Origin of the sequence: Luteibacter sp. RCC_6_2 (assembly GCF_041360655.1) — a bacterium.
GTDB lineage: Bacteria > Pseudomonadota > Gammaproteobacteria > Xanthomonadales > Rhodanobacteraceae > Luteibacter.
In genome coordinates, this window is the sequence record NZ_JBFUPQ010000003.1 from 178456 (window position 1) to 196071 (window position 17616).

The 17616-nt window shown below is 66.9% G+C and carries 18 protein-coding genes; 7 read left to right on the forward strand and 11 right to left on the reverse strand.

Annotated features, from left to right (window positions below):
- Positions 1-8: 8 nt before the first annotated feature.
- Together AB6730_RS04160 and AB6730_RS04165 are read right to left on the reverse strand one after the other, a co-directional pair.
- Positions 9-704, reverse strand: coding sequence for a molecular chaperone (locus tag AB6730_RS04160; RefSeq protein WP_371022397.1), 696 nt, complete (start codon positions 702-704; stop codon positions 9-11).
- A 41-nt stretch (positions 705-745) separates the two neighbouring features.
- Entirely contained in the window at positions 746-1255 is a 510-nt protein-coding gene (locus AB6730_RS04165) for a spore coat U domain-containing protein (RefSeq protein WP_371022398.1), read from the reverse strand.
- Between the two features lie 268 nt (positions 1256-1523).
- Between AB6730_RS04165 and AB6730_RS04170 the strand changes: the two genes are divergently transcribed.
- Genes AB6730_RS04170 through AB6730_RS04190 form a run of 5 tightly spaced genes read left to right on the forward strand, consistent with a single transcriptional unit; the run spans position 1524 to position 5583 of the window.
- Positions 1524-1925, forward strand: a complete 402-nt coding sequence (locus AB6730_RS04170; RefSeq protein WP_371022399.1) for a hypothetical protein — start codon at positions 1524-1526, stop codon at positions 1923-1925.
- Entirely contained in the window at positions 1922-2116 is a 195-nt protein-coding gene (locus AB6730_RS04175; RefSeq protein WP_371022400.1) for a helix-turn-helix transcriptional regulator, read from the forward strand. The genes AB6730_RS04170 and AB6730_RS04175 overlap by 4 nt, the downstream gene beginning before the upstream one ends.
- A gap of 4 nt (positions 2117-2120) precedes the next feature.
- Positions 2121-3680: an alpha/beta hydrolase gene (locus tag AB6730_RS04180; RefSeq protein ID WP_371022401.1), complete on the forward strand. Its 1560-nt coding sequence runs from the start codon at positions 2121-2123 to the stop codon at positions 3678-3680.
- Positions 3677-4411, forward strand: a complete 735-nt coding sequence (locus tag AB6730_RS04185; protein WP_371022402.1) for an ATP-binding cassette domain-containing protein — start codon at positions 3677-3679, stop codon at positions 4409-4411. Before AB6730_RS04180 ends, AB6730_RS04185 begins: the two co-directional genes overlap by 4 nt.
- Positions 4408-5583 (forward strand): ABC transporter permease, encoded by a 1176-nt coding sequence (locus tag AB6730_RS04190; RefSeq protein ID WP_371022403.1) that lies wholly within the window; start codon positions 4408-4410, stop codon positions 5581-5583. Before AB6730_RS04185 ends, AB6730_RS04190 begins: the two co-directional genes overlap by 4 nt.
- Before the next feature lie 80 nt (positions 5584-5663).
- On the opposite strand, the gene AB6730_RS04195 is transcribed toward AB6730_RS04190, so the two are convergent.
- Positions 5664-7775 (reverse strand): TonB-dependent receptor family protein, encoded by a 2112-nt coding sequence (locus AB6730_RS04195; RefSeq protein WP_371022404.1) that lies wholly within the window; start codon positions 7773-7775, stop codon positions 5664-5666.
- Positions 7776-7894: 119 nt separating this feature from the next.
- Here AB6730_RS04195 and AB6730_RS04200 point away from each other — a divergent pair, with 119 nt between their 5' ends.
- On the forward strand, positions 7895-8743 hold the full coding sequence (locus AB6730_RS04200; RefSeq protein ID WP_371022405.1) for a class I SAM-dependent methyltransferase: 849 nt from the start codon (positions 7895-7897) through the stop codon (positions 8741-8743).
- Between the two features lies 1 nt (position 8744).
- Positions 8745-9293, forward strand: a complete 549-nt coding sequence (locus tag AB6730_RS04205) for an rRNA large subunit pseudouridine synthase E (protein WP_371022406.1) — start codon at positions 8745-8747, stop codon at positions 9291-9293.
- Positions 9294-9521: 228 nt separating this feature from the next.
- Here the strand turns inward: AB6730_RS04205 and dgoD are convergent, their stop codons facing one another.
- Genes dgoD through AB6730_RS04245 form a run of 8 tightly spaced genes read right to left on the reverse strand, consistent with a single transcriptional unit; the run spans position 9522 to position 17559 of the window.
- Entirely contained in the window at positions 9522-10673 is a 1152-nt protein-coding gene (gene dgoD, locus AB6730_RS04210) for a galactonate dehydratase (RefSeq protein WP_371022407.1), read from the reverse strand.
- Between the two features lie 2 nt (positions 10674-10675).
- Complete coding sequence (locus tag AB6730_RS04215; RefSeq protein WP_371022553.1) at positions 10676-11302, reverse strand: 2-dehydro-3-deoxy-6-phosphogalactonate aldolase; 627 nt, start codon at positions 11300-11302, stop codon at positions 10676-10678.
- The gene (locus AB6730_RS04220; protein WP_371022408.1) at positions 11292-12101 is read right to left on the reverse strand and encodes an SDR family oxidoreductase; all 810 of its coding nucleotides are present in this window, start codon (positions 12099-12101) and stop codon (positions 11292-11294) included. Before AB6730_RS04220 ends, AB6730_RS04215 begins: the two co-directional genes overlap by 11 nt.
- Positions 12098-12991 carry an SMP-30/gluconolactonase/LRE family protein gene (locus tag AB6730_RS04225; RefSeq protein ID WP_371022409.1) on the reverse strand — a complete coding sequence of 298 codons (894 nt, stop codon included), beginning with the start codon at positions 12989-12991 and terminating at the stop codon, positions 12098-12100. Before AB6730_RS04225 ends, AB6730_RS04220 begins: the two co-directional genes overlap by 4 nt.
- Positions 12991-13992: an L-arabinose ABC transporter permease AraH gene (gene araH, locus AB6730_RS04230; RefSeq protein ID WP_371022410.1), complete on the reverse strand. Its 1002-nt coding sequence runs from the start codon at positions 13990-13992 to the stop codon at positions 12991-12993. The genes AB6730_RS04225 and araH overlap by 1 nt, the downstream gene beginning before the upstream one ends.
- A 3-nt stretch (positions 13993-13995) precedes the next feature.
- Positions 13996-15522, reverse strand: coding sequence for an L-arabinose ABC transporter ATP-binding protein AraG (araG, locus tag AB6730_RS04235; RefSeq protein ID WP_371022411.1), 1527 nt, complete (start codon positions 15520-15522; stop codon positions 13996-13998).
- A 2-nt stretch (positions 15523-15524) separates the two neighbouring features.
- Positions 15525-16517 (reverse strand): arabinose ABC transporter substrate-binding protein, encoded by a 993-nt coding sequence (locus AB6730_RS04240; RefSeq protein ID WP_371022412.1) that lies wholly within the window; start codon positions 16515-16517, stop codon positions 15525-15527.
- A 43-nt stretch (positions 16518-16560) separates the two neighbouring features.
- A complete protein-coding gene (locus tag AB6730_RS04245; protein ID WP_371022413.1) occupies positions 16561-17559 on the reverse strand; it encodes a 2-dehydro-3-deoxygalactonokinase in 999 nt (332 codons plus the stop codon).
- Positions 17560-17616 lie beyond the last annotated feature (57 nt).

Below are 17616 nucleotides of genomic sequence, written 5' to 3' on the forward strand. Positions count from 1 at the left end.
CCAGGACACTAAGGGCCCCTAGGGTCAACGACCAGCGTCGATTCGGACGCCTCACCGTTGATCCTCGCGCGCAATACGCCGCCCCTCGGCACGTCCGTCGGAAGAGTCCAGCGCATCGTCGAGTCCGGCAGGGCATAGCCGACCAGCCCGGACAGGAGCACGTCGCGCCGGTCCTCCGGACCCTGCCAGGTCACGTCCGCGATTTGCGCATGGCCGTTTCCGCTGTTGTGCACGCGCAGTCGTGTACCCGCCGCCGTTTCTTCCCAGGTGGTTTCCAGTGCTGCTTTCGTCGCCGGGTCGCCGGCGGGGGCAAGGAAAACGGGAATGGAATAGCGCAGGATGAAGGTCAGCCCGCCCTTGGCGGCCATGCCCACCGGCAATTCGTCGACCAGGATGCGATAGGCGGCTTCCACGCCGCCAGGCGGTGGCGTCGCCTGCCGGATCACGCGCACGAGTTGGCGATCCCCCGGCTCGATGGCCACCATCGGTGGACTCACCACGAGGTCGCGCGATGGCGCCAGGGCATCCTCGCCGTTCACCTGCGTCCAACGGAAGACGCGGACCTGGGCCTGGATCGGATCGTTGCCCGTGTTCGTCAGCCATAGTGCCTCGGCCGATGTCTTCGCCGCGAGGCGAAGGCCGATGGGCGTCACCTGCAATCCACTGCCCGACGCCACCGGCGCCACGATGGCCGCGATGGCCATCGCGGCAGCCTTCGCCACGCGGAGCGCCCATCGGCACACCGTCAGTACGTGATCGTGGCGGTGATGACGTCGGTGTAGCTGCCGGCGGTGAAGTTGGTACTCGGCACGCGGCCGTAGACGGGGATGTTCTGCACGCTGCCGGTCCCCGTGCCCGCGTAGACGTTGCCGCCCGCGCCGGTGGTGCTGCCCCAGATGTCGGCCGCGGTGCGCGTGGCGTTGCGGTAGAGCTGGTAAGGCACCAGGGCCGAGCCGTTGCTCATCTTGCGCGAGTTCGCGTCGGTGCCGTTCTGGCCGTTGTCCAGCGCGATCGTGTAGGGAGCGCTGGGCGTGCAGTTCACGTTGAGCGCGCCCTGGTTGTCGACGTTGGTCGCGGTGGATGGCTGGCTGCCGAAGTTGACATCGGTCGGTGCCGTCGTGGTGATGTCGCAAGCGGCGGTGATCGTGACACGCACGTTGAACGTGGTCGTGGCGGTGGCGGCGTAGCCCACGGAACTGGCCGTGCCGAGGACGATGACGACGGTGCCGGCGAACAGGCGGATGACAGGATGCATGGCGTGTCTCCCTGGTGGCGAAGCGGTCCGGCCGATCGGCGCGGGTACGTCCGTCGGAAGCAAGGATCGGGGAAAGGCGAATGTGCCGGTGTGCATTTACGGCCCCCTTGCCGTATCGACGTATCGATGCCGAAAGGGCGCAGATCGATGGATGTCAAGGACGCTTGACAGGACGGGACGTTCATCGCATGATGGTGTAAAGCGTGCTTGACATGCCTCCGGCCGTCCGACAAGGCCGTCCGACTACATCCATCGAAGGGGAGCGGCGATGCGTGCCGTGCACAAGCGTTACCTGCGTGAATTCTTCCCGGCGATGCTGGCCTACGTGATCCTGCTGTTTCTCTCCGTCGGTTGGCTGAAGACGTTGGAGGGCAATCTGGCGCGAACGCTGGTCACCCTGTTGCCCGTGCTGCCGATCGCCTTCGTCATTCGCGCGATGGTGCGCGTGATCCGCGACCAGGACGAATTCGAGCGCCGCATCGATCTCGAATCCATCGCCATCGCTGGCGGCATCGGCGCCTTCGGCTTCTTCACCTACGGCATGTTGCTCAACGCGCGGGTGATCGCCGCGCCGCCCGCCGAGGCGGTGGCGATCTGGGTGTTGCCGGTGCTGCTGGGTTGCTTCGGCGTGGTCAAGTGCGCCGTCCGCTTGTATTACCGTGCCCGATGAACAACCGCGTCCGCGAACTGCGAACGGCGTTGGGATGGTCGCAAGCCGATCTCGGCGAGAGATTGGACGTGTCCCGGCAAACGGTGAACGCGGTGGAAACCGGGAAGTACGATCCCAGCCTGCCGCTCGCCTTCAAGATCGCGAAGCTGTTCGAACTGCCCATCGAATCCATCTTTACCCCGGGGGAATGAGCGTATGAAACGAGCGCCACGGATCGCCATCGTCATCGCGATCGTCGCCGCCACCCTCTCGGGACGGCAATGGATGCATCACCGGGCGGAGGAACCGGCCACGACGACGGAGGCGCCTGCCGCGACGCGTCCCGCGCCGCCACGGGTGTGGAAGCTCGGCTCGCTGGAACTGAAGCCGTGCGAACTGCCGCAGCCGCATTCGGGCTTGTCGACGGCGGCGTGGTGCGCGCCTTTCCAGGTGCCGGAGGATCGCGCGAATCCCGGCGGCCGCAAGATCGCCTTGCGCCTGGCGGTCGTCCGCAGCAGCGCGCAGGTGCCGGCCCCCGACATGGTCGCGTTCATCGCCGGTGGCCCGGGGCAGTCCGCCGCCGAAAGTTATCCGGCGATCGCACCGGCGATGGCGCCGCTGCTGGCGCACCGCAACCTGCTCCTGCTCGACCAGCGCGGTACCGGCGGATCGCATCCGTTGAGCTGCCGCGAAGATGAGCCGGGCGTGCCCGGTGGCGCGGAGGAAACGCACGGCTTCGACGCCGAGGCCGTGCGCAAGGAAACCCGCCACTGCCTTGAGCAGCTCTCGAAGGACGCCGACGTGCGCTTCTATACGACCACGGATGCCGTGGCGGATCTGGAAGACGTGCGGCGCGCGCTGGGTTCACCGACGTTCGACCTGCTCGGCGTGTCGTACGGCACCCGCGTGGCCCAGCAGTACGCCATGCGACACCCGGACGGCCTGCGCACGTTGATCCTCGACGGCATCGCACCGAACTCGCTCGTGCTGGGCGAAGATTTCGCGGTGAACCTGGATGCCGCGCTGAAGGCGCAGTTCGCGCGCTGCGAAGCCGACGAGGCCTGCCGCGCGCGTTTCAGCGATCCCTACCAGACCCTCTACCAGCTGCGTGATGCCCTGCGCGCCAACCCGCACAAGGTGAGTTTCCGCGATCCGCAGAACTATGCGTCCGTGCAACGCGTGCTGAGCGAGGTCTCCCTGGCCACCGTCGTGCGGATGTTCGCCTACTCCCCGGAAACCGCCGCCTTGTTGCCGTTGTCGATCGACGCCGCCGCGCGCGGCGACGTCGGTCCGCTGCTGGGTCAGGCGAAGCTTCTCACCGGCGATCTCGGCGACACCATGGACGGCGGCATGCAGTACTCGGTTATCTGCTCCGAAGATGCCGACCTGCTGCAACCACGTCCGCAGGACAAGGACACCATCCTCGGCGACACGATGATCGAGGCGTTTCGCGCGGCGTGTTCGGTCTGGCCTCACGGTGCGCGTCCGGCGGATTTCCACGAACCGCTGAAGAGCGGCGTGCCCACCCTGTTGATGTCCGGCGAGTTCGATCCCGTGACGCCACCGCGTTACGGCGACGAGGTGGTGAAGGGCCTGCCCAATGGGCGCCACCTCGTGTTGAAGGGGCAGGGCCACAACGTGGTCGCGCGCGGCTGCATGCCCCGCCTGCTCGACCGCTTCATCGACAAGGCGGATGCGAAGGGCCTCGACACGTCGTGCCTGGATCGCCTCAAGCCCTTGCCCGTCTTCGTCGGATTCAACGGAGCCACCCCATGATCGAGGTCAAGGACCTGCACAAGGCGTTCGGCGAGGTACGCGCCGTGAATGGCGTGAGCTTCACCGCGCGCGATGGTGAAATCACCGGCCTGCTCGGCCCCAACGGCGCGGGAAAGACCACCACGCTGCGCATGCTCTACACCTTGATGACGCCGGATGCCGGGCAGGTGCTGGTCGACGGTGTGGACGCCGCGGTCGATCCGCTCGCCGTCCGCCGCCAGCTCGGCGTGTTGCCCGATGCGCGAGGGCTCTACAAGCGCCTGACCGCGACGGAGAACATCGATTACTTCGGCCGCCTGCACGACATGGAACCCGGCCTGCTCCGGCAGCGTCGCGAGGCCCTGATCGATGCGCTGGAGATGCGTGACATCGCCACGCGGCGCACCGAGGGTTTCTCGCAAGGGCAACGGGTCAAGACCGCGATCGCCCGCGCGCTGGTACACGATCCGCGCAACGTATTGCTCGACGAGCCCACCAACGGACTGGACGTGATGGCGACGCGCGCCATGCGCCATTTCATGCGGCAACTGAAAGACGAAGGGCGTTGCGTGCTTTTCTCCAGCCACATCATGCAGGAGGTGGCCGCCTTGTGCGACCGCATCGTCGTGATCGCCCACGGGCGTGTCGTCGCCGATGAATCGCCCTCCGCCTTGCTCGCGCAAACCGGCGAAACCAGCCTCGAGGATGCCTTCGTGAAGATCATCGGTACCGATGAGGGGCTCGCCGCATGAGCGCCTTCACCGCTGTTTACTGGAAGGAAGTGCGGGAGAACCTTCGCGATCGCCGCACGCTCGTCAATGCCTTGATCACCGGTCCCTTGCTCGGACCGGTCATGTTCATCATGTTGATGAACGTGATGGTCAACCGCGAACTGGCCAAGTCCGACCGGCCGATATCCGTGCCGGTGATCGGTGCGGAGGTCGCGCCGAACCTCGTCGCCGCGTTGAAGGGCGCGGGCATCGATGCGGCCCCGGCCATGCCCGATCCGGAGAACGCGGTGCGCGAACAGCGCGCCGACATCGTGCTGCGCATCTCGCCGGAGTACGCCCAGGCATGGAGCAAGGGCCAGGCCGTACAGGTGGAGTTGATCTACGATTCCTCGCGGCGCGACGCGTCCACGCCAGTGATGCGCGTGCGCAGCGTGGTCGAGTCATACGGAAAACGCGAAGGTGCGATGCGGTTGATCGCGCGAGGCTTGTCACCGACCACGGCGTGGCCGGTGCAGGTGGCCGACAGGGACCAGGCCACGTCGCAGTCGCGGTCGGCGTTGATGTTCTCCTTCCTGCCTTATTTCTTCGTGCTCACGGTCTTCCTCGGGGGCATGTACCTGGCCATCGACCTCACCGCCGGCGAGCGCGAACGCCAGTCGTTGGAGCCACTGTTCGTGAATCCCGTGGCGCGCTGGAAGATCCTGGCGGGGAAGCTCGCGGCGATCTGCACGTTCTCGCTGGTGAGCCTCCTGCTCAGCGTGGCGGCGTTCGCCACCGCGCCCTTGTTCATTCCGGTGGAGAAGCTGGGCATCGCGCTGGACCTCGGGCTGCGGTTCGGCTCGCAGGTGGTGTTGCTGATGCTGCCCTTGATCGTGCTGCTGGCCGCATTGCAGTCGCTCGTGTCGGCGTTCGCCAAGAGCTACCGCGAGGCGCAGACCTACCTGTCGATCCTGATGATCATCCCGGTATTGCCGAGCGCCTTGCTTTCGGTGATCCCCGTGCGTGCGGAGCCATGGATGTACGCGGTGCCGCTGCTCGGGCAGAACCTGGGGATCGTGCAGTTGTTGCGCGGGGACGGCGTGCCCGGGTGGCAGCTCGGTTTGTGTCTTGCGGGCGGTTTCGCCGCGGCCGTTGTGGCGGTGTGGGGCACGGCTCTGCTGTACCGCTCGGAGCGCCTGGCGATTTCCGGTTAAGGGCTAAGAGCATCGCCGCTGAAGCGGCTCCCACAAGAGCGCCGTGTGGGAGCCGCTTCAGCGGCGAAATTCCATCACCCTCACCGCCACCGCACATCCACCCCCACCAGGAACGTCCGCCCCGGCGCCGGCTCGTAATACCGTCCGTTTCCATCGTTGACGATCACCGACCCGATCACATGCCGGTCGGCCAGGTTGTCCACCCGGGCGAAGGTGTTCACCCGCCAAGGCCCCTGGTCGAACACGTACCCGCCGGACACACCGAGCAACGCATACCCCGGCGCCGATTCCGTGCCCAGGTCGTTCACCGACGTCGCGCCCATGGCATTCATGTCCAGCCCCGCCTGCCAGCCGCGCTCACCGCCGTACTTCAGCGCCGCATAGCCCGTCGAACGCGGCACCCCCGGAATACGCGTACCGGCCTGCACCGGTGTATCCGGGGCGGGACAGCCCGCCGCCACACAAGTGAGGAAGGGTGTGCGGAAGCTCGCCTGCAAGTGCGTGTACGACGCGATGAACCGAAGGTTTCGTGCCAGCCCGGCACTGAACGAAGCCTCGACTCCCTGTCGCCGCGACCGAGCGATGTTCTGGTAGGTCGTGCGGCCACCGAGATTGGTCGCCACCGCGAGTTCGTCGTCGCTATCCGCGCGGAACACGGCGAGCCCCGCTTCGATGCCATCGGCCGGACGCAGCTTCAGGCCCAGCTCCGCGTTGTGCGATCGCGAGGGCTTGAGGTCGAAGGCCAATCCGGCGCCGCGATCGGCACGGTAGCCGAGTTCGGAAAACGTGGGCGTCTCGAAGCCGCGGCCCCAGTTCGCGTATACATGCATCCAGGGCGCCGCGCGCCAGAGCACGCCGAACACGGGCGTGGTCGCGCTGTACTTCACCGTGCCGCTGTCGTCGGGATTGCCCGGGGCGACGTAGCGATCGGTGGAACGAAAGCGCACCTCGCTGTGCCGGATGCCTCCCATCAGGCTCCAGTCACCGGCGACGCGCCACGTCGCCTGGGCGTACTGGTCGAAGTCGAAGACACGGTCGATCTCGTCGCGGCGCTTGTCGCCGCGGACGCCGAGCGTGCCGCCGACGAAGTTGTTGTAGCCCTGGCGGTGTTGTTCCTGGTTGTCGTACGCCACGCCCGTGGCCAGTTCGAACGGCCGTCCGGCCAGCGTGTCGCGCCACGTCCAGCGCACGTCGCCGCCGCCGTATTCGTTGTCGAGGTCCACGACGCCACCAGAGTTTCCCCGTTGGGAGACTTGCGTCGCGACCGGAATCGACAGGTATTGCGTGACCCCGCGCTGGCCGTAGTAGCCCATCGCGCGCAGGCTGTTGGCTTCGTCGATACGCTGGTCGTAGATCAGGCCGGCCTGCTGCTGGTCCGCCGATTTGCGGGTGTCGAAGGTGTTAGCCACGGCGGCGACCTGGCGCGGGTCGGCCCGGTACTGCGCCCGGGTGAGTCCCAGCGGGTCCTGGGCGTCGGGCGCGTCCAACGTGTTGACCACGAGGGTCAGCCTCGCGTCGTCGTCGACCTTCCAGCCGATCTTCGCGTTGCCCGACTCGCGCCGAGCGGTGCTGTGGTCACGATAGCCGCTGGTGCGGAAGTGGGTGAAGTCGACGTTATAGTCGACCGGTCCGTCCACGCCGCGCGCGTTCACCGACGTGCGGAAATTACCGTTGCTGCCGCCGGCGATGCCGAAGCGCAGTTCCGGTGGCTCGGTGCCATCGGCGGTGAAAAGTTGCACCACGCCACCCGACGCATTCCCGTAGAGGGCGGAGAAGGGCCCACGCAATACCTCGACCCGGTCCGCCGAGTCGAGGTTGAAGTGCGACACCTGGCCCTGACCGTCCGGCATGCTCGCCGGTATCCCATCGGTGTAGAGCCGCACGCCCCGGATGCCGAAGGTGGAGCGTGCGCCGAAACCGCGGATCGATACCTGGGTATCCTGTGCGTAATTCTGCCGGTCGCGGGCGACGATGCCCGGGATCGCCTGTACGCGCTCGGACAGGTTCACGTCGAGCGATCCGTCCGGTGGCGTGGCGACCACGTCGATGGCGGCGGGGATGTCGTAGGGTGACTGCGCCGTACGGGTGGCGGTGACCACGACGGGCGCGAGCTGTGCGTCCTGGGCGGCCACGCCGGAGGCCAGCGCGATAAGGATGCCGCCCGCCAACGGGCGGAGGTGGGGAGGGCGCATGTGGGGTTCCCTGGGGTGGAGCGTGGAGGATGCCGAAGGGATTGTATGCATAAGCTCAAGGCCTGGGCCCACACACGTGCTAGCCTTCCCGCCCACGTCCCCTACCTTCCGGTGCCGCCATGAAGAAGCTCGCTTTCGCCTGTGTTGGAATGCTCGGTCTCGCGTTCGCGCACACCGCCCTCGCCGCCGATACGGACCAGCCGGCCCGGGCGACGCCGCCCGCCAGCGCCAGCCAGCTCACCGCCGCCGAACTGGACAAGGCGATCGCCGGCAGCTGGCGTTCGCCGGAGAACAAGGCGCGCGATGCATACCGGCATCCACGCGAAATGCTGACCTTTTTCGGCATCCGCCCGGACATGACCGTGATCGAGATCTGGCCGTCGGGTGGCTGGTTCACCGAGATCCTCGCTCCCTTCCTCCATGACAACGGCCATTACATCGGCGCGGTCGAAAAAGGTTCGAAGAGCACGGCGGCCTTGCAGAAGAAGTTCTCCTTCGCGCCGGCGCAGTATGGCAACGCGAAGATCGTGGAGTTCAACCACAAGGCACCCGTGCTCGGCGCACCGGGTTCGGCCGACATGGTGCTGACCTTCCGCAACGTGCACAACTGGGCGGCCGACGGCAGCGCCGAAGCGATGTTCAAGTCCTTCTTCACCGTGCTCAAGCCCGGTGGCGTGCTCGGCGTGGAAGATCATCGCGCGGATGCGGGCAAGAAGCTCGACGAGGTCGTGAACTCCGGCTACCTGCCGACCGACTACGTGATCAAGCTGGCGACCGACGCGGGTTTCAAGCTCGACGCACAGAGCGAGGTCAACGCGAATCCGAAGGACGACCACAACCATCCGAAGGGCGTGTGGACGTTGCCGCCGACGCTGGAGATGGGCGAGACGGACAAGGCCAAGTGGCAGGCCATCGGCGAATCCGACCGCATGACCCTGCGCTTCGTGAAGCCCGCCACCGCCAAGTAAGGTGCTGGTCGCGTTGAACAAGCCCTTCGGGGTGCTTTGCCAGTTCACCGACGAAGCCGGCCGGCGCACGCTGGCCGACTTCGTGCCGCAGAAGGGCGTGTATGCCGCGGGGCGGCTGGACCACGACAGCGAAGGGCTCTTGCTGCTTACCGACGACGGCAAGTTGCAGCACCGGTTGGCCGATCCGAAGCACAAGCAGCCGAAGACCTATGTGGTGCAGGTGGAGGGCGTGCCGACGGAGGATGCGCTCGAGCGGCTGCGGAATGGCGTGGTGCTCAAGGATGGGCCGACGTTGCCGGCGGTGGTGGAAGCCATCGACGAGCCGGACTGGCTATGGCCGCGCGATCCGCCGGTGCGCTTTCGCAAGACGGTGCCTGATGCGTGGCTGCGTGTCGTGCTGCGCGAGGGGCGGAATCGGCAGGTGCGAAGGATGACTGCCGCCGTGGGGTTGCCGACGTTGCGGCTGCTGCGCGAGGCGGTGGGGGATTATCGGCTGGATGGGTTGGGAGTCGGGCAGGTGCGGGTGATCGATTCCCGGGTGGTTCGCTAAAGTAGGTATCGCCGCTGAAGCGGCTCCCACAAAGAGCATCGCCGACAGGGTCGGCTCCCACCAGGTTGCCGCAGACAGGTGGGAGCCGACCCTGTCGGCGATGCTCTGGTGGAATCCGCCCCAGTTAGCGATGCTCTTTGTGGGAGCCGCTTCAGCGGCGATCCCGCGGCAGCGGGCCAGGCACCGCGCCCTCCCACCACTCAGTGCCCCATCACCACTCAGCCGCCATCACCACTCCGCCACCGACCCATCGGGATGCCGCCATAGCGGATTCCGCCAGTCGGCCACTTCCCGGCTGCGCTCGATCAGCAGTTCCTCGTTCACCTCGATGCCCAGCCCCGGCCCGCTGAACGGCAACGCATAACCGCCATCGTCCAGGGTGAGCGCGTCCTTGTTGAGGACGTAATCGAGCACTTCGCCGCCCTTGTTGTAGTGGATGCCGATGCTCTGTTCCTGCAGCGTGGCGTTCCAGCTGACGAAGTCCACGTGCAGGCACGAGGCGAGCGCGATCGGTCCCAACGGGCAATGCGGCGCCAGGGCCACGTCGTACGCCTCGGCCATCGCGGCGATCTTCACGCATTCGGTGATGCCGCCGGCGTGCGAGAGATCCGGTTGCAGGATCGAGATGCCGCCGCGTTCCAGCACGCTCTTGAATTCGAAACGCGAATACATGCGTTCGCCCGCGGCAATGGGAATCGAGGTCTGCGCCGCGATGCGCGGGTAATACTCGGCTTGTTCGGCGAGTACCGGTTCCTCGATGAACAAGGGACGGAACGGTTCCAGTTCCTTGACCAGCACCTTGGCCATCGGCGCGGACACGCGCCCATGGAAGTCGAGGCCGAACTCGATCGTGTTGCCGAAGGCCTCGCGGATCTCGGCCACGCGCGCCACGGCCGCGTCCACCGCCTTGCTCGAACCGATGATGCCCATTTCCTCGCACCCGTTCATCTTGAACGTGTCGAAGCCATGGGCCATGCGCTCGCGGATCTGCGCGATGACATCGGCCGGCCGGTCGCCGCCCACCCAGCAGTAGGTCTTCATGCGATCGCGCACGCGGCCGCCGAGCAGTTCGTATACCGGGGCATTCAACACCTTGCCCTTGATGTCCCACAGGGCCTGGTCGATGCCGGCGATGGCGCTCATGAAGACGGCGCCGCCGCGGTAGAAACCGCCGCGGTACATCGTCTGCCAGAGGTCGTTGATGCGGGATGGGTCCTTGCCGACCACGTACTCGGAAAGTTCGTGCACCGCCGCCTCGACGGTGCGCGCACGGCCTTCCACCACGGGCTCGCCCCAACCGACGACGCCTTCGTCGGTTTCCATCTTGAGGAACATCCAGCGCGGCGGGACGCGATACGTGGTGATCTTGGTGATCTTCATGCTCAGACCGAACGATAGGCTTTGACGAAGGCGTTCGCGCGCTCACGCGTCCGCGACACGGGTTGCCCCGCTTTATACAGGTCGCCGCCCAATCCCGCACCGATGCAGCCCGCATCGAGGAACTGGCCGATGTTCTCCGGCGTGACGCCACCCACGGCCAGCAACGGCAGGTCGGGCGGCAGCACGGCGCGGATGGATTTCACGTAGCCCGGGCCCCATTGCGTGGCGGGAAACAACTTCAGCGACTGCGCGCCCGCGGCGATGGCCGCGAACGCTTCGCTCGGTGTGCTGAAGCCTATGGAGGTATACATCCCGCGTTCGCGGCCGCGGCGGATCACCGCGGGGTCGGTGTTGGGCGTCACCAACAGGTGACCACCCAGGTCGGCCACGGCGTCGACCGCGTCCGGCGTCAGCACCGTGCCCGCACCGACCAGTGCCCGGGTACCGGCGACTTCCAGCGCCATGGGAATGCTGCGTTGCCAGTCGGGGGAGTTGAGCGGCACCTCGATGGCGTCGAATCCCGCTTCGAGCAGGGCCTCGACGTGGCCGACGATGTCGTCCGGGGTGATGCCGCGAAGAATGGCGATGAGGGGAAGCGCAGTCGGCCAGGCCATGGGTTCACTCGTGATAGAGCTGGGAACGGCCGCCGTCGACGCGGATGTCGGCGGCGTTGATATAGCGTGCTTCGTCGGAAGCGAGGAACAACGCAGTATAGGCAATCTCTTCCGGCTCACCGATGCGCCTGTTGGGCAGGATCTCGGTCTGCCGGCGACGTTCCGCCTCGGGATCGGGCGCGGCGGCGAAGCCGGCCTCGGCGATGGCGGTCAGCACCAGGCCCGGGGAAATCGAGTTCACGCGAATGCCGTGCGCGGCGTACTCGATGCCTAGCGCCTTGGTCAGCCCGATCAATCCGTGCTTGGCCACGGGATAGGGGAAGCAGTGCGGGACGATCTTGTGCCCGTGCACCGAGGCGATGTTGACGATGCTGCCGCGGCCAAGGCCGAGCATGCCGGGCAACACGGCCTTCGCGCAGTTCCAGGCGCCCTTGAGGTCCACCTCGAAACAGCGCGTCCACTCATCGTCGCTCAGCGAGAGCGGGTCGTGGAAGACGTTGATGCCGGCGTTGTTGACCAGGACGTCGGGTGCGCCGAAGCGTTCCGTCGCCGCGTCGACCATCCGCCGAACCGCCGCCGGATCGGTCACGTCGGCCTGGAACAACAGGGCGTCCGGCGTATCCAGGCCGGCCAGCGTGGCACGCGCCTGGGCGTTGTCCTCGATCACGTTGAGCACGATCTTCGCGCCGTGCGCGGCGAACAAGCGGGCCGTCGCGGCGCCGATGCCCTGCGTGGCGCCGGTGACGATGGCCACCTTGCCCGCGAGGCGCGGCAAGGGCGTGGTGCGTGGATCGGCCTTCGTCGTGACGGTCATGCGCCCGATCCGTGACCGTAACGTGCCTCGGGCAAGCCGCGTCCGCGGGGCGGCGTGCCGATGAAGATCGCGCCGTTCGTTGGCTCGCCGGCGATCACGGTGTCCTTCAAGCCCTTGTGCGCCGAGGTGACCACCATGCGGTCGAGCGCGTCGCCGGCGAACGTGACGCAACTCGGCTGGCGCGCGGGCAGGTCGATGGTCGCGTCCACGCGTCCATCGGGGGCGTAGCGCAGCACGCGCGATCCACCCCACTGCGCGTTCCAGAGGAAGCCCTCGGCGTCGACGGTCGAGCCGTCCGGTTCGACACCCTCGTCCAGCTGGGCGAAGACACGAATGCGGTCGATGTCACCGGTCGCGGCATCGTAGTCGCAGGCCATGATCTGTGCCGTGGGCGAGTCGGTGAAGTACATCGTTTCGCCATCCGGGCTGAAGCAGATGCTGTTGGTGATGGCCGCCTTCGGCAGGGCCAGCCGGTCGAGCTTGCCGTCGTGCGTGTAGCGCCAGAACGATGCCACCTTTTCCGGGCCGCGCTCGTTGAGGGTCCCGAAGATGAAGTTGCCACCGCGGTCGCAGCGACCGTCGTTGGTGCGCGTGCCGGGCAGGTCGGGCTCGACGTCCTCGAGCACGTGCAAGGTGCCGTCGCGGGTATCGTAGCGGGCGAGTTGTTTCTCCAGCGCGAGCAGGAGCACGCCGGGCTGGTGGGTGAGGGCGAAGCAGCACAGGCGCGCCGGGAGCTTCCAGTCCTTCACGACGCCGGTGGCCGGGTCGTACGAGAACAGCTGCGAAGTGGCGATGTCGGTCCAGCGGACCAGGCCGGCCATGTCGTCCCAGATCACGCCCTCGGCATGGGCCTGGCGGTGCGGGGAAAGCGGTTTGAAGGTGTCGGTCATCAGCGGGATTGCCTGCGGTTCTTGAGCTGGTCCACGAGCACGGCGATCAGCAGGATCGCGCCGCGGACCAGGTACTGGTAGAAGGCGTCGATATTCATGAGGCTCATCGCATTCTGCACGGTGCCCATGATGAGGACGCCAACGAGCACGCCGCTGATGCTCGCACGGCCGCCCATCAGGGAGACACCGCCCAGCACGCACGCGGAAATGACGTTGAGCTCGAAACCTTCACCGGCGTTGGGTTGGCCACTGGTCATGCGCGAGGCGAGGATGATGCCGGCCAGCGCGGCGACCAGGCCCTGGATGAGGAAGATGGCGATGCGTACGCGGTCCACCGCCACGCCGGCGAGGCGCGCGGCGTCGGGGTTGCCGCCGATGGCCAGGGTATTACGCCCGTAGATCGTCTTGTTGAGCAGCACGCCGAAGACGACGAAGCAGGCCAGGGTGACCCATACCGGCACCGGCAGGCTGAGGAACTCGGCGCTGCCCAGGGTGAAGAAGGCCTCGCTGGTGACGCCCACGGCCTGGCCGTGCGAGGCGATGAAGGCCAGCCCGCGCACGATCTCCATGGTGGCCAGCGTGGTGATCAGCGCGTTGATCTTGAGCTTGGCGATGACCGCGCCGTTGACGAAACCCACCAGCGCACCCGCGATCAGGCTGGCGCCGATGCCGATCACCACGCTGCCCGTGGCGTTGGAAACGATCGCGCAGAACACGCCGGCGAAGGCCACGGTCGACCCCACCGAGAGATCGAAGTCGCGCGATGCCAGGCAGAACATCATGGTGCAGGCGACCATGCCGATCTGCGAGACGGACAGGGCCAGGCCGACCACGTTGTCCCATGAGAAGAAGTACTGCACGGTCATGCTCAGCACGGCGAACAGCACGACGAAGATGCCGATCAGGCTGTAGTCGTCGACGACCTGCCAGAGCAGGGCGCGGCGGTGGGCCTCGGGCGTCTCGCGGGTCGCGGCGATGGCGGCGGCGTTGGACTCGGTCATGGGTCAGGCGTTCCTTATCGGGGTGGATCCCGCGCTTTCGGGCAGGGCGGCGGCGAGGACGTTCTGCTCGTTCGCCGAGGCGCGGTCGAACTGGGCGGTGATGCGGCCACGGCACATGGTGACGACACGATCGGAGACGCCGAGTACCTCGGGCAACTCGCTGGATATCATCACCACGGCCACGCCGCGCGCGGCCAGTTCATAGAGCACGTTGTAGATCTCGTTCTTCGCGCCGACGTCGATGCCGCGGGTGGGCTCGTCAACGATCAGCACGCGCAGGTCCTTCTCGGCCAGCCAGCGCGAGAGCACCGCTTTCTGCTGGTTGCCGCCGGACAGCAGGCGGATTTCCTGCCGGCGGTGCGGCGTGCGGATGCGCAGTCGCTCGATGTAGCTGTCGGCGGTCCTGGCCTCGTTGCGGTCGTTGACGAAGAGACCGGCGGTGAGGTGGTTTCGCCGAGCGCTGATGTTGATGTTCTCCGACACCGAGCGCACGCCGATGATCCCGTCTTCCTTGCGGTCTTCCGGGCAGAACACGAGACCGTGCCGGATGGCGTCGCGGATGTGCGAGCGCTTGATGCTCTGTCCATCCACGCGGACGTCTCCGGCGGTACGACGGTCGGCCCCGTAGACCACGCGCATGACCTCGGAGCGGCCGGCACCGACCAGGCCGAAGAAGCCGACGATTTCGCCCGCGCGTACCTCGAAGCTCACCGGCAGCGGCACCGCGCGGCCGGTCACGTTCTTCACCGAGAGGCGCACGTCGCCGTGCTCGCGCGGCTGGTAACCAAAGATGTCGCTGATCTCGCGGCCGACCATGCGCTGCACGAGCGCGTCACGGGTGACGCCCTCCAGCGTGTCGAAATCGGCGACCTTGCGCCCGTCGCGAAAGATCGTCGCGGCATCGCAGAGCTCGAAGATCTCGTCGAGGCGGTGCGAGATGTAGATCATCGCCTTGCCCTGCGCGCGCAGGTCGCGCACGAGGCGGAAGAGCACGTCGGTCTCGCGATGCGACAACGAGCTGGTGGGTTCGTCCAGGGCGAGGATCTTCGCATCGCGCAGGATCGCCTTGACGATCTCCACCATCTGCCGCTGGCCGATGGAAAGCTGCTTCAGCTTCGCACGGGGATCAAGGTCCACGCCGAGCGCGTCGAGGCGCTCGCGGGTCCAGGCCAGCGCACGGCGGCGGTCGACCAGGCCGAAGCGCGTGGGCAGGCGGCCGAGCAGCAGGTTTTCCATGACCGACAGTTCGGGCACATACTGGAGCTCCTGGTGGATCACCGCCACGCCCGCGTCGATGGCATCGGCCGCCTTGCGGAAGTGCCGCACGTGTCCATCGATCGCGACTTCGCCCTCATCGGGGATGTACTCCCCGCCGAGGATCTTCATCATGGTCGACTTGCCCGCGCCATTCTCGCCGAGCAGGCCGTGCACGCTGCCGGCGCGCACGGCGAAGCCGACATCGCTGAGCGCGCGCACGCCGGGGAAGGTCTTCCCGATGTGGCGGAACTCGAGGCGCGGGGCATCCGTCATCGTCAAAGCCCCATGTCCTTGCGGATCTCCGCGGCGTTGGCGCGGGTGATGAGCTGGCCGGTGGTGAAGGTGAGTTGCGGCGGCGCCTTGCCGTTCTTGATCCACTCGTACATGTTCACCGAGGTCTCATAGCCGTGGCGCTTCGGGCTGATCAGCACGCTGCCGAAGAAGCCGGTCGGCTGTGCCTTGGCGAATTCGTTGAGCGCCGACTTGCTGCCGCCGATACCCACGCCGATCATGTTGTCGGCACGGAAGTTACGGCCTTCCGCCGCCCGCACGGCACCGAGCACCGCTTCGTCGTTGAGGCCGAAGGCGATCCAGTGCTTGTATTTGGGGTTCTGCGTGATGGCGATGTTCGCCGCGTTGAAGGCGTTCTCGGTATCCGTCTTGGCCTGCGGCGCGTTGACCACGTTGGCCTTCGGGAACCCGGCCGCGGTGAGCGCGGCGATGGCGCCGTCGGTGCGTTCCTTCGCCGTCGGCAGCTGGTCGTAGGAGATGCGCAGGGCACCGGTTTCCTCCGGCTTCCAGCCACGCTTCTTCATCTCCGCGGCGATCGCCTCGCCAACCTGCTCGCCGATCTTCGACGCGGAGATGCCCATGTGCGGCACCGATTCGATCGGCTTGCCGGAGCCGTCGACCAGGCGGTCGTCCACCGTCATCAGCTTGAGCTTGTCGATCTTCGCCTTGGCCACGATCGAGGGTCCGAGCTTCACGTCGGGCGTGCAGATGATGAAGCCCTGGGCGTGCTGCGATTTCAGGTTGTCGATGGCGGTCAGCACCTGGCCGCCGTCCGGCGCGCCGATCTTCACCAGGGTGAAGCCCTTCTCCTTCGCTGCCTGTTCGGCGTACTTCCACTCGTCCTGGAACCACGGTTCCTCGGGCTGCTTCACCACGAAGCCGATCTTCACCGGGTCATCGGCGGCGAAAGCGGGCGCGGCGGTCACGGCCAGCGCCAGGGCGAGGGCGCGGAGGCCCAGGGCGATCTTCGTCTTCATGCGTTCCCTCCTCGGGTGATTCGGATGGCCATGGGCCGTGTTGTCAGTCGACCAGCCCGCGACGGCGGGCGACGGCGATGGCGCCGTATCCCGCGAGGTCGCGTTGCTCGTCGTCGCCCAGCACGGTGACCGTGCCGGAGAAGAAATCGTCGCCCTCGACCAGCCGGGCGATGGCCTCGCGCAGGATCGGCTTGCCGCTGACGACGAAACGCGTGCCCGGGCTCATCCGGATCGCGCTGGAATTCTTGAGGGTGAGCAGGTCCGAACCGAGCACCGCGCCAAGCAGGAAATTGGCGCGCGCGTTGGCGTCGTACACCGCGAACTGGTCGAGGATGCGCACGCTGAAGCAGGCGCGGCCCAGGCCGATCTTCTTCGCCGAAGCGGCGCCGGCCAGGAGCATCTCGGGGTCGATGCGCTTGGCGAAGCCTTCCTTGAGCGAACCGGCGAGGATGGTGTCGTGCGATATCACGTGCAGCAGTTCGCCCGCCAGCGTGGTGACGCAGCCGTCGATGCGGCGCTTCGCGTCGATGCTGACGAACTTCGAATGCGAGCCGGGCAGCACGATGACCGTGGGCTCGTCGAGCCCCAGCCGTTCGACCAGCGCGAAGGATTCCACTTCCTCGCCGCGCATCATGTCCATCGCCTCGCAGTTGTGCAGGCCGATGTGGTCCACCGCGTTGCGTACGCCGGGCACGAACCAGATCGGCTCGTGCCACACGTTGGCGATGAGGCTCTCGCGCATGGCGGCGGCGAGGTCGTCGATGCCGGCGGCCGCGACCACGTGCGGAATTTCGCACAGGCCGACGTTGGAGGTGATCATGCCGGAGGCGATGGCGCGGCCGATGTCGCCCTTGCCGAGGTTCGCCGCCGCGAGGGCTTCGGCGATCGTTTCGCGCACGCCTTCCTCGAGTTTCGCCGTGCTGCCGGTGATGGCGGTGTCGCGCACGCCGACCTGCCGTGCGGCCTGTCCGGCCACGACGCCGTCGTGCCAGACGGTGACGCGGGTGTTGGTGGTTCCGGTGTCGACGGTGAGGATGTTCATCGAGGGTCCGATCGAAAGCGCCATGGATTCTTGGCGTTGCCTGCCGAGGCAGGCAAA

What these genes read in the sequence shown, in the direction of transcription:
- AB6730_RS04160 (WP_371022397.1), bottom strand. Translation starts at nt 704, where the DNA reads ATGGCCATCGCGGCCATCGTGGCGCCGGTGGCGTCGGGCAGTGGATTG.
- AB6730_RS04165 (WP_371022398.1), bottom strand. Translation starts at nt 1,255, where the DNA reads ATGCATCCTGTCATCCGCCTGTTCGCCGGCACCGTCGTCATCGTCCTC.
- AB6730_RS04170 (WP_371022399.1), top strand. Translation starts at nt 1,524, where the DNA reads ATGCGTGCCGTGCACAAGCGTTACCTGCGTGAATTCTTCCCGGCGATG.
- AB6730_RS04175 (WP_371022400.1), top strand. Translation starts at nt 1,922, where the DNA reads ATGAACAACCGCGTCCGCGAACTGCGAACGGCGTTGGGATGGTCGCAA.
- AB6730_RS04180 (WP_371022401.1), top strand. Translation starts at nt 2,121, where the DNA reads ATGAAACGAGCGCCACGGATCGCCATCGTCATCGCGATCGTCGCCGCC.
- AB6730_RS04185 (WP_371022402.1), top strand. Translation starts at nt 3,677, where the DNA reads ATGATCGAGGTCAAGGACCTGCACAAGGCGTTCGGCGAGGTACGCGCC.
- AB6730_RS04190 (WP_371022403.1), top strand. Translation starts at nt 4,408, where the DNA reads ATGAGCGCCTTCACCGCTGTTTACTGGAAGGAAGTGCGGGAGAACCTT.
- AB6730_RS04195 (WP_371022404.1), bottom strand. Translation starts at nt 7,775, where the DNA reads ATGCGCCCTCCCCACCTCCGCCCGTTGGCGGGCGGCATCCTTATCGCG.
- AB6730_RS04200 (WP_371022405.1), top strand. Translation starts at nt 7,895, where the DNA reads ATGAAGAAGCTCGCTTTCGCCTGTGTTGGAATGCTCGGTCTCGCGTTC.
- dgoD (WP_371022407.1), bottom strand. Translation starts at nt 10,673, where the DNA reads ATGAAGATCACCAAGATCACCACGTATCGCGTCCCGCCGCGCTGGATG.
- AB6730_RS04220 (WP_371022408.1), bottom strand. Translation starts at nt 12,101, where the DNA reads ATGACCGTCACGACGAAGGCCGATCCACGCACCACGCCCTTGCCGCGC.
- AB6730_RS04225 (WP_371022409.1), bottom strand. Translation starts at nt 12,991, where the DNA reads ATGACCGACACCTTCAAACCGCTTTCCCCGCACCGCCAGGCCCATGCC.
- araH (WP_371022410.1), bottom strand. Translation starts at nt 13,992, where the DNA reads ATGACCGAGTCCAACGCCGCCGCCATCGCCGCGACCCGCGAGACGCCC.
- araG (WP_371022411.1), bottom strand. Translation starts at nt 15,522, where the DNA reads ATGACGGATGCCCCGCGCCTCGAGTTCCGCCACATCGGGAAGACCTTC.
- AB6730_RS04240 (WP_371022412.1), bottom strand. Translation starts at nt 16,517, where the DNA reads ATGAAGACGAAGATCGCCCTGGGCCTCCGCGCCCTCGCCCTGGCGCTG.
- AB6730_RS04245 (WP_371022413.1), bottom strand. Translation starts at nt 17,559, where the DNA reads ATGAACATCCTCACCGTCGACACCGGAACCACCAACACCCGCGTCACC.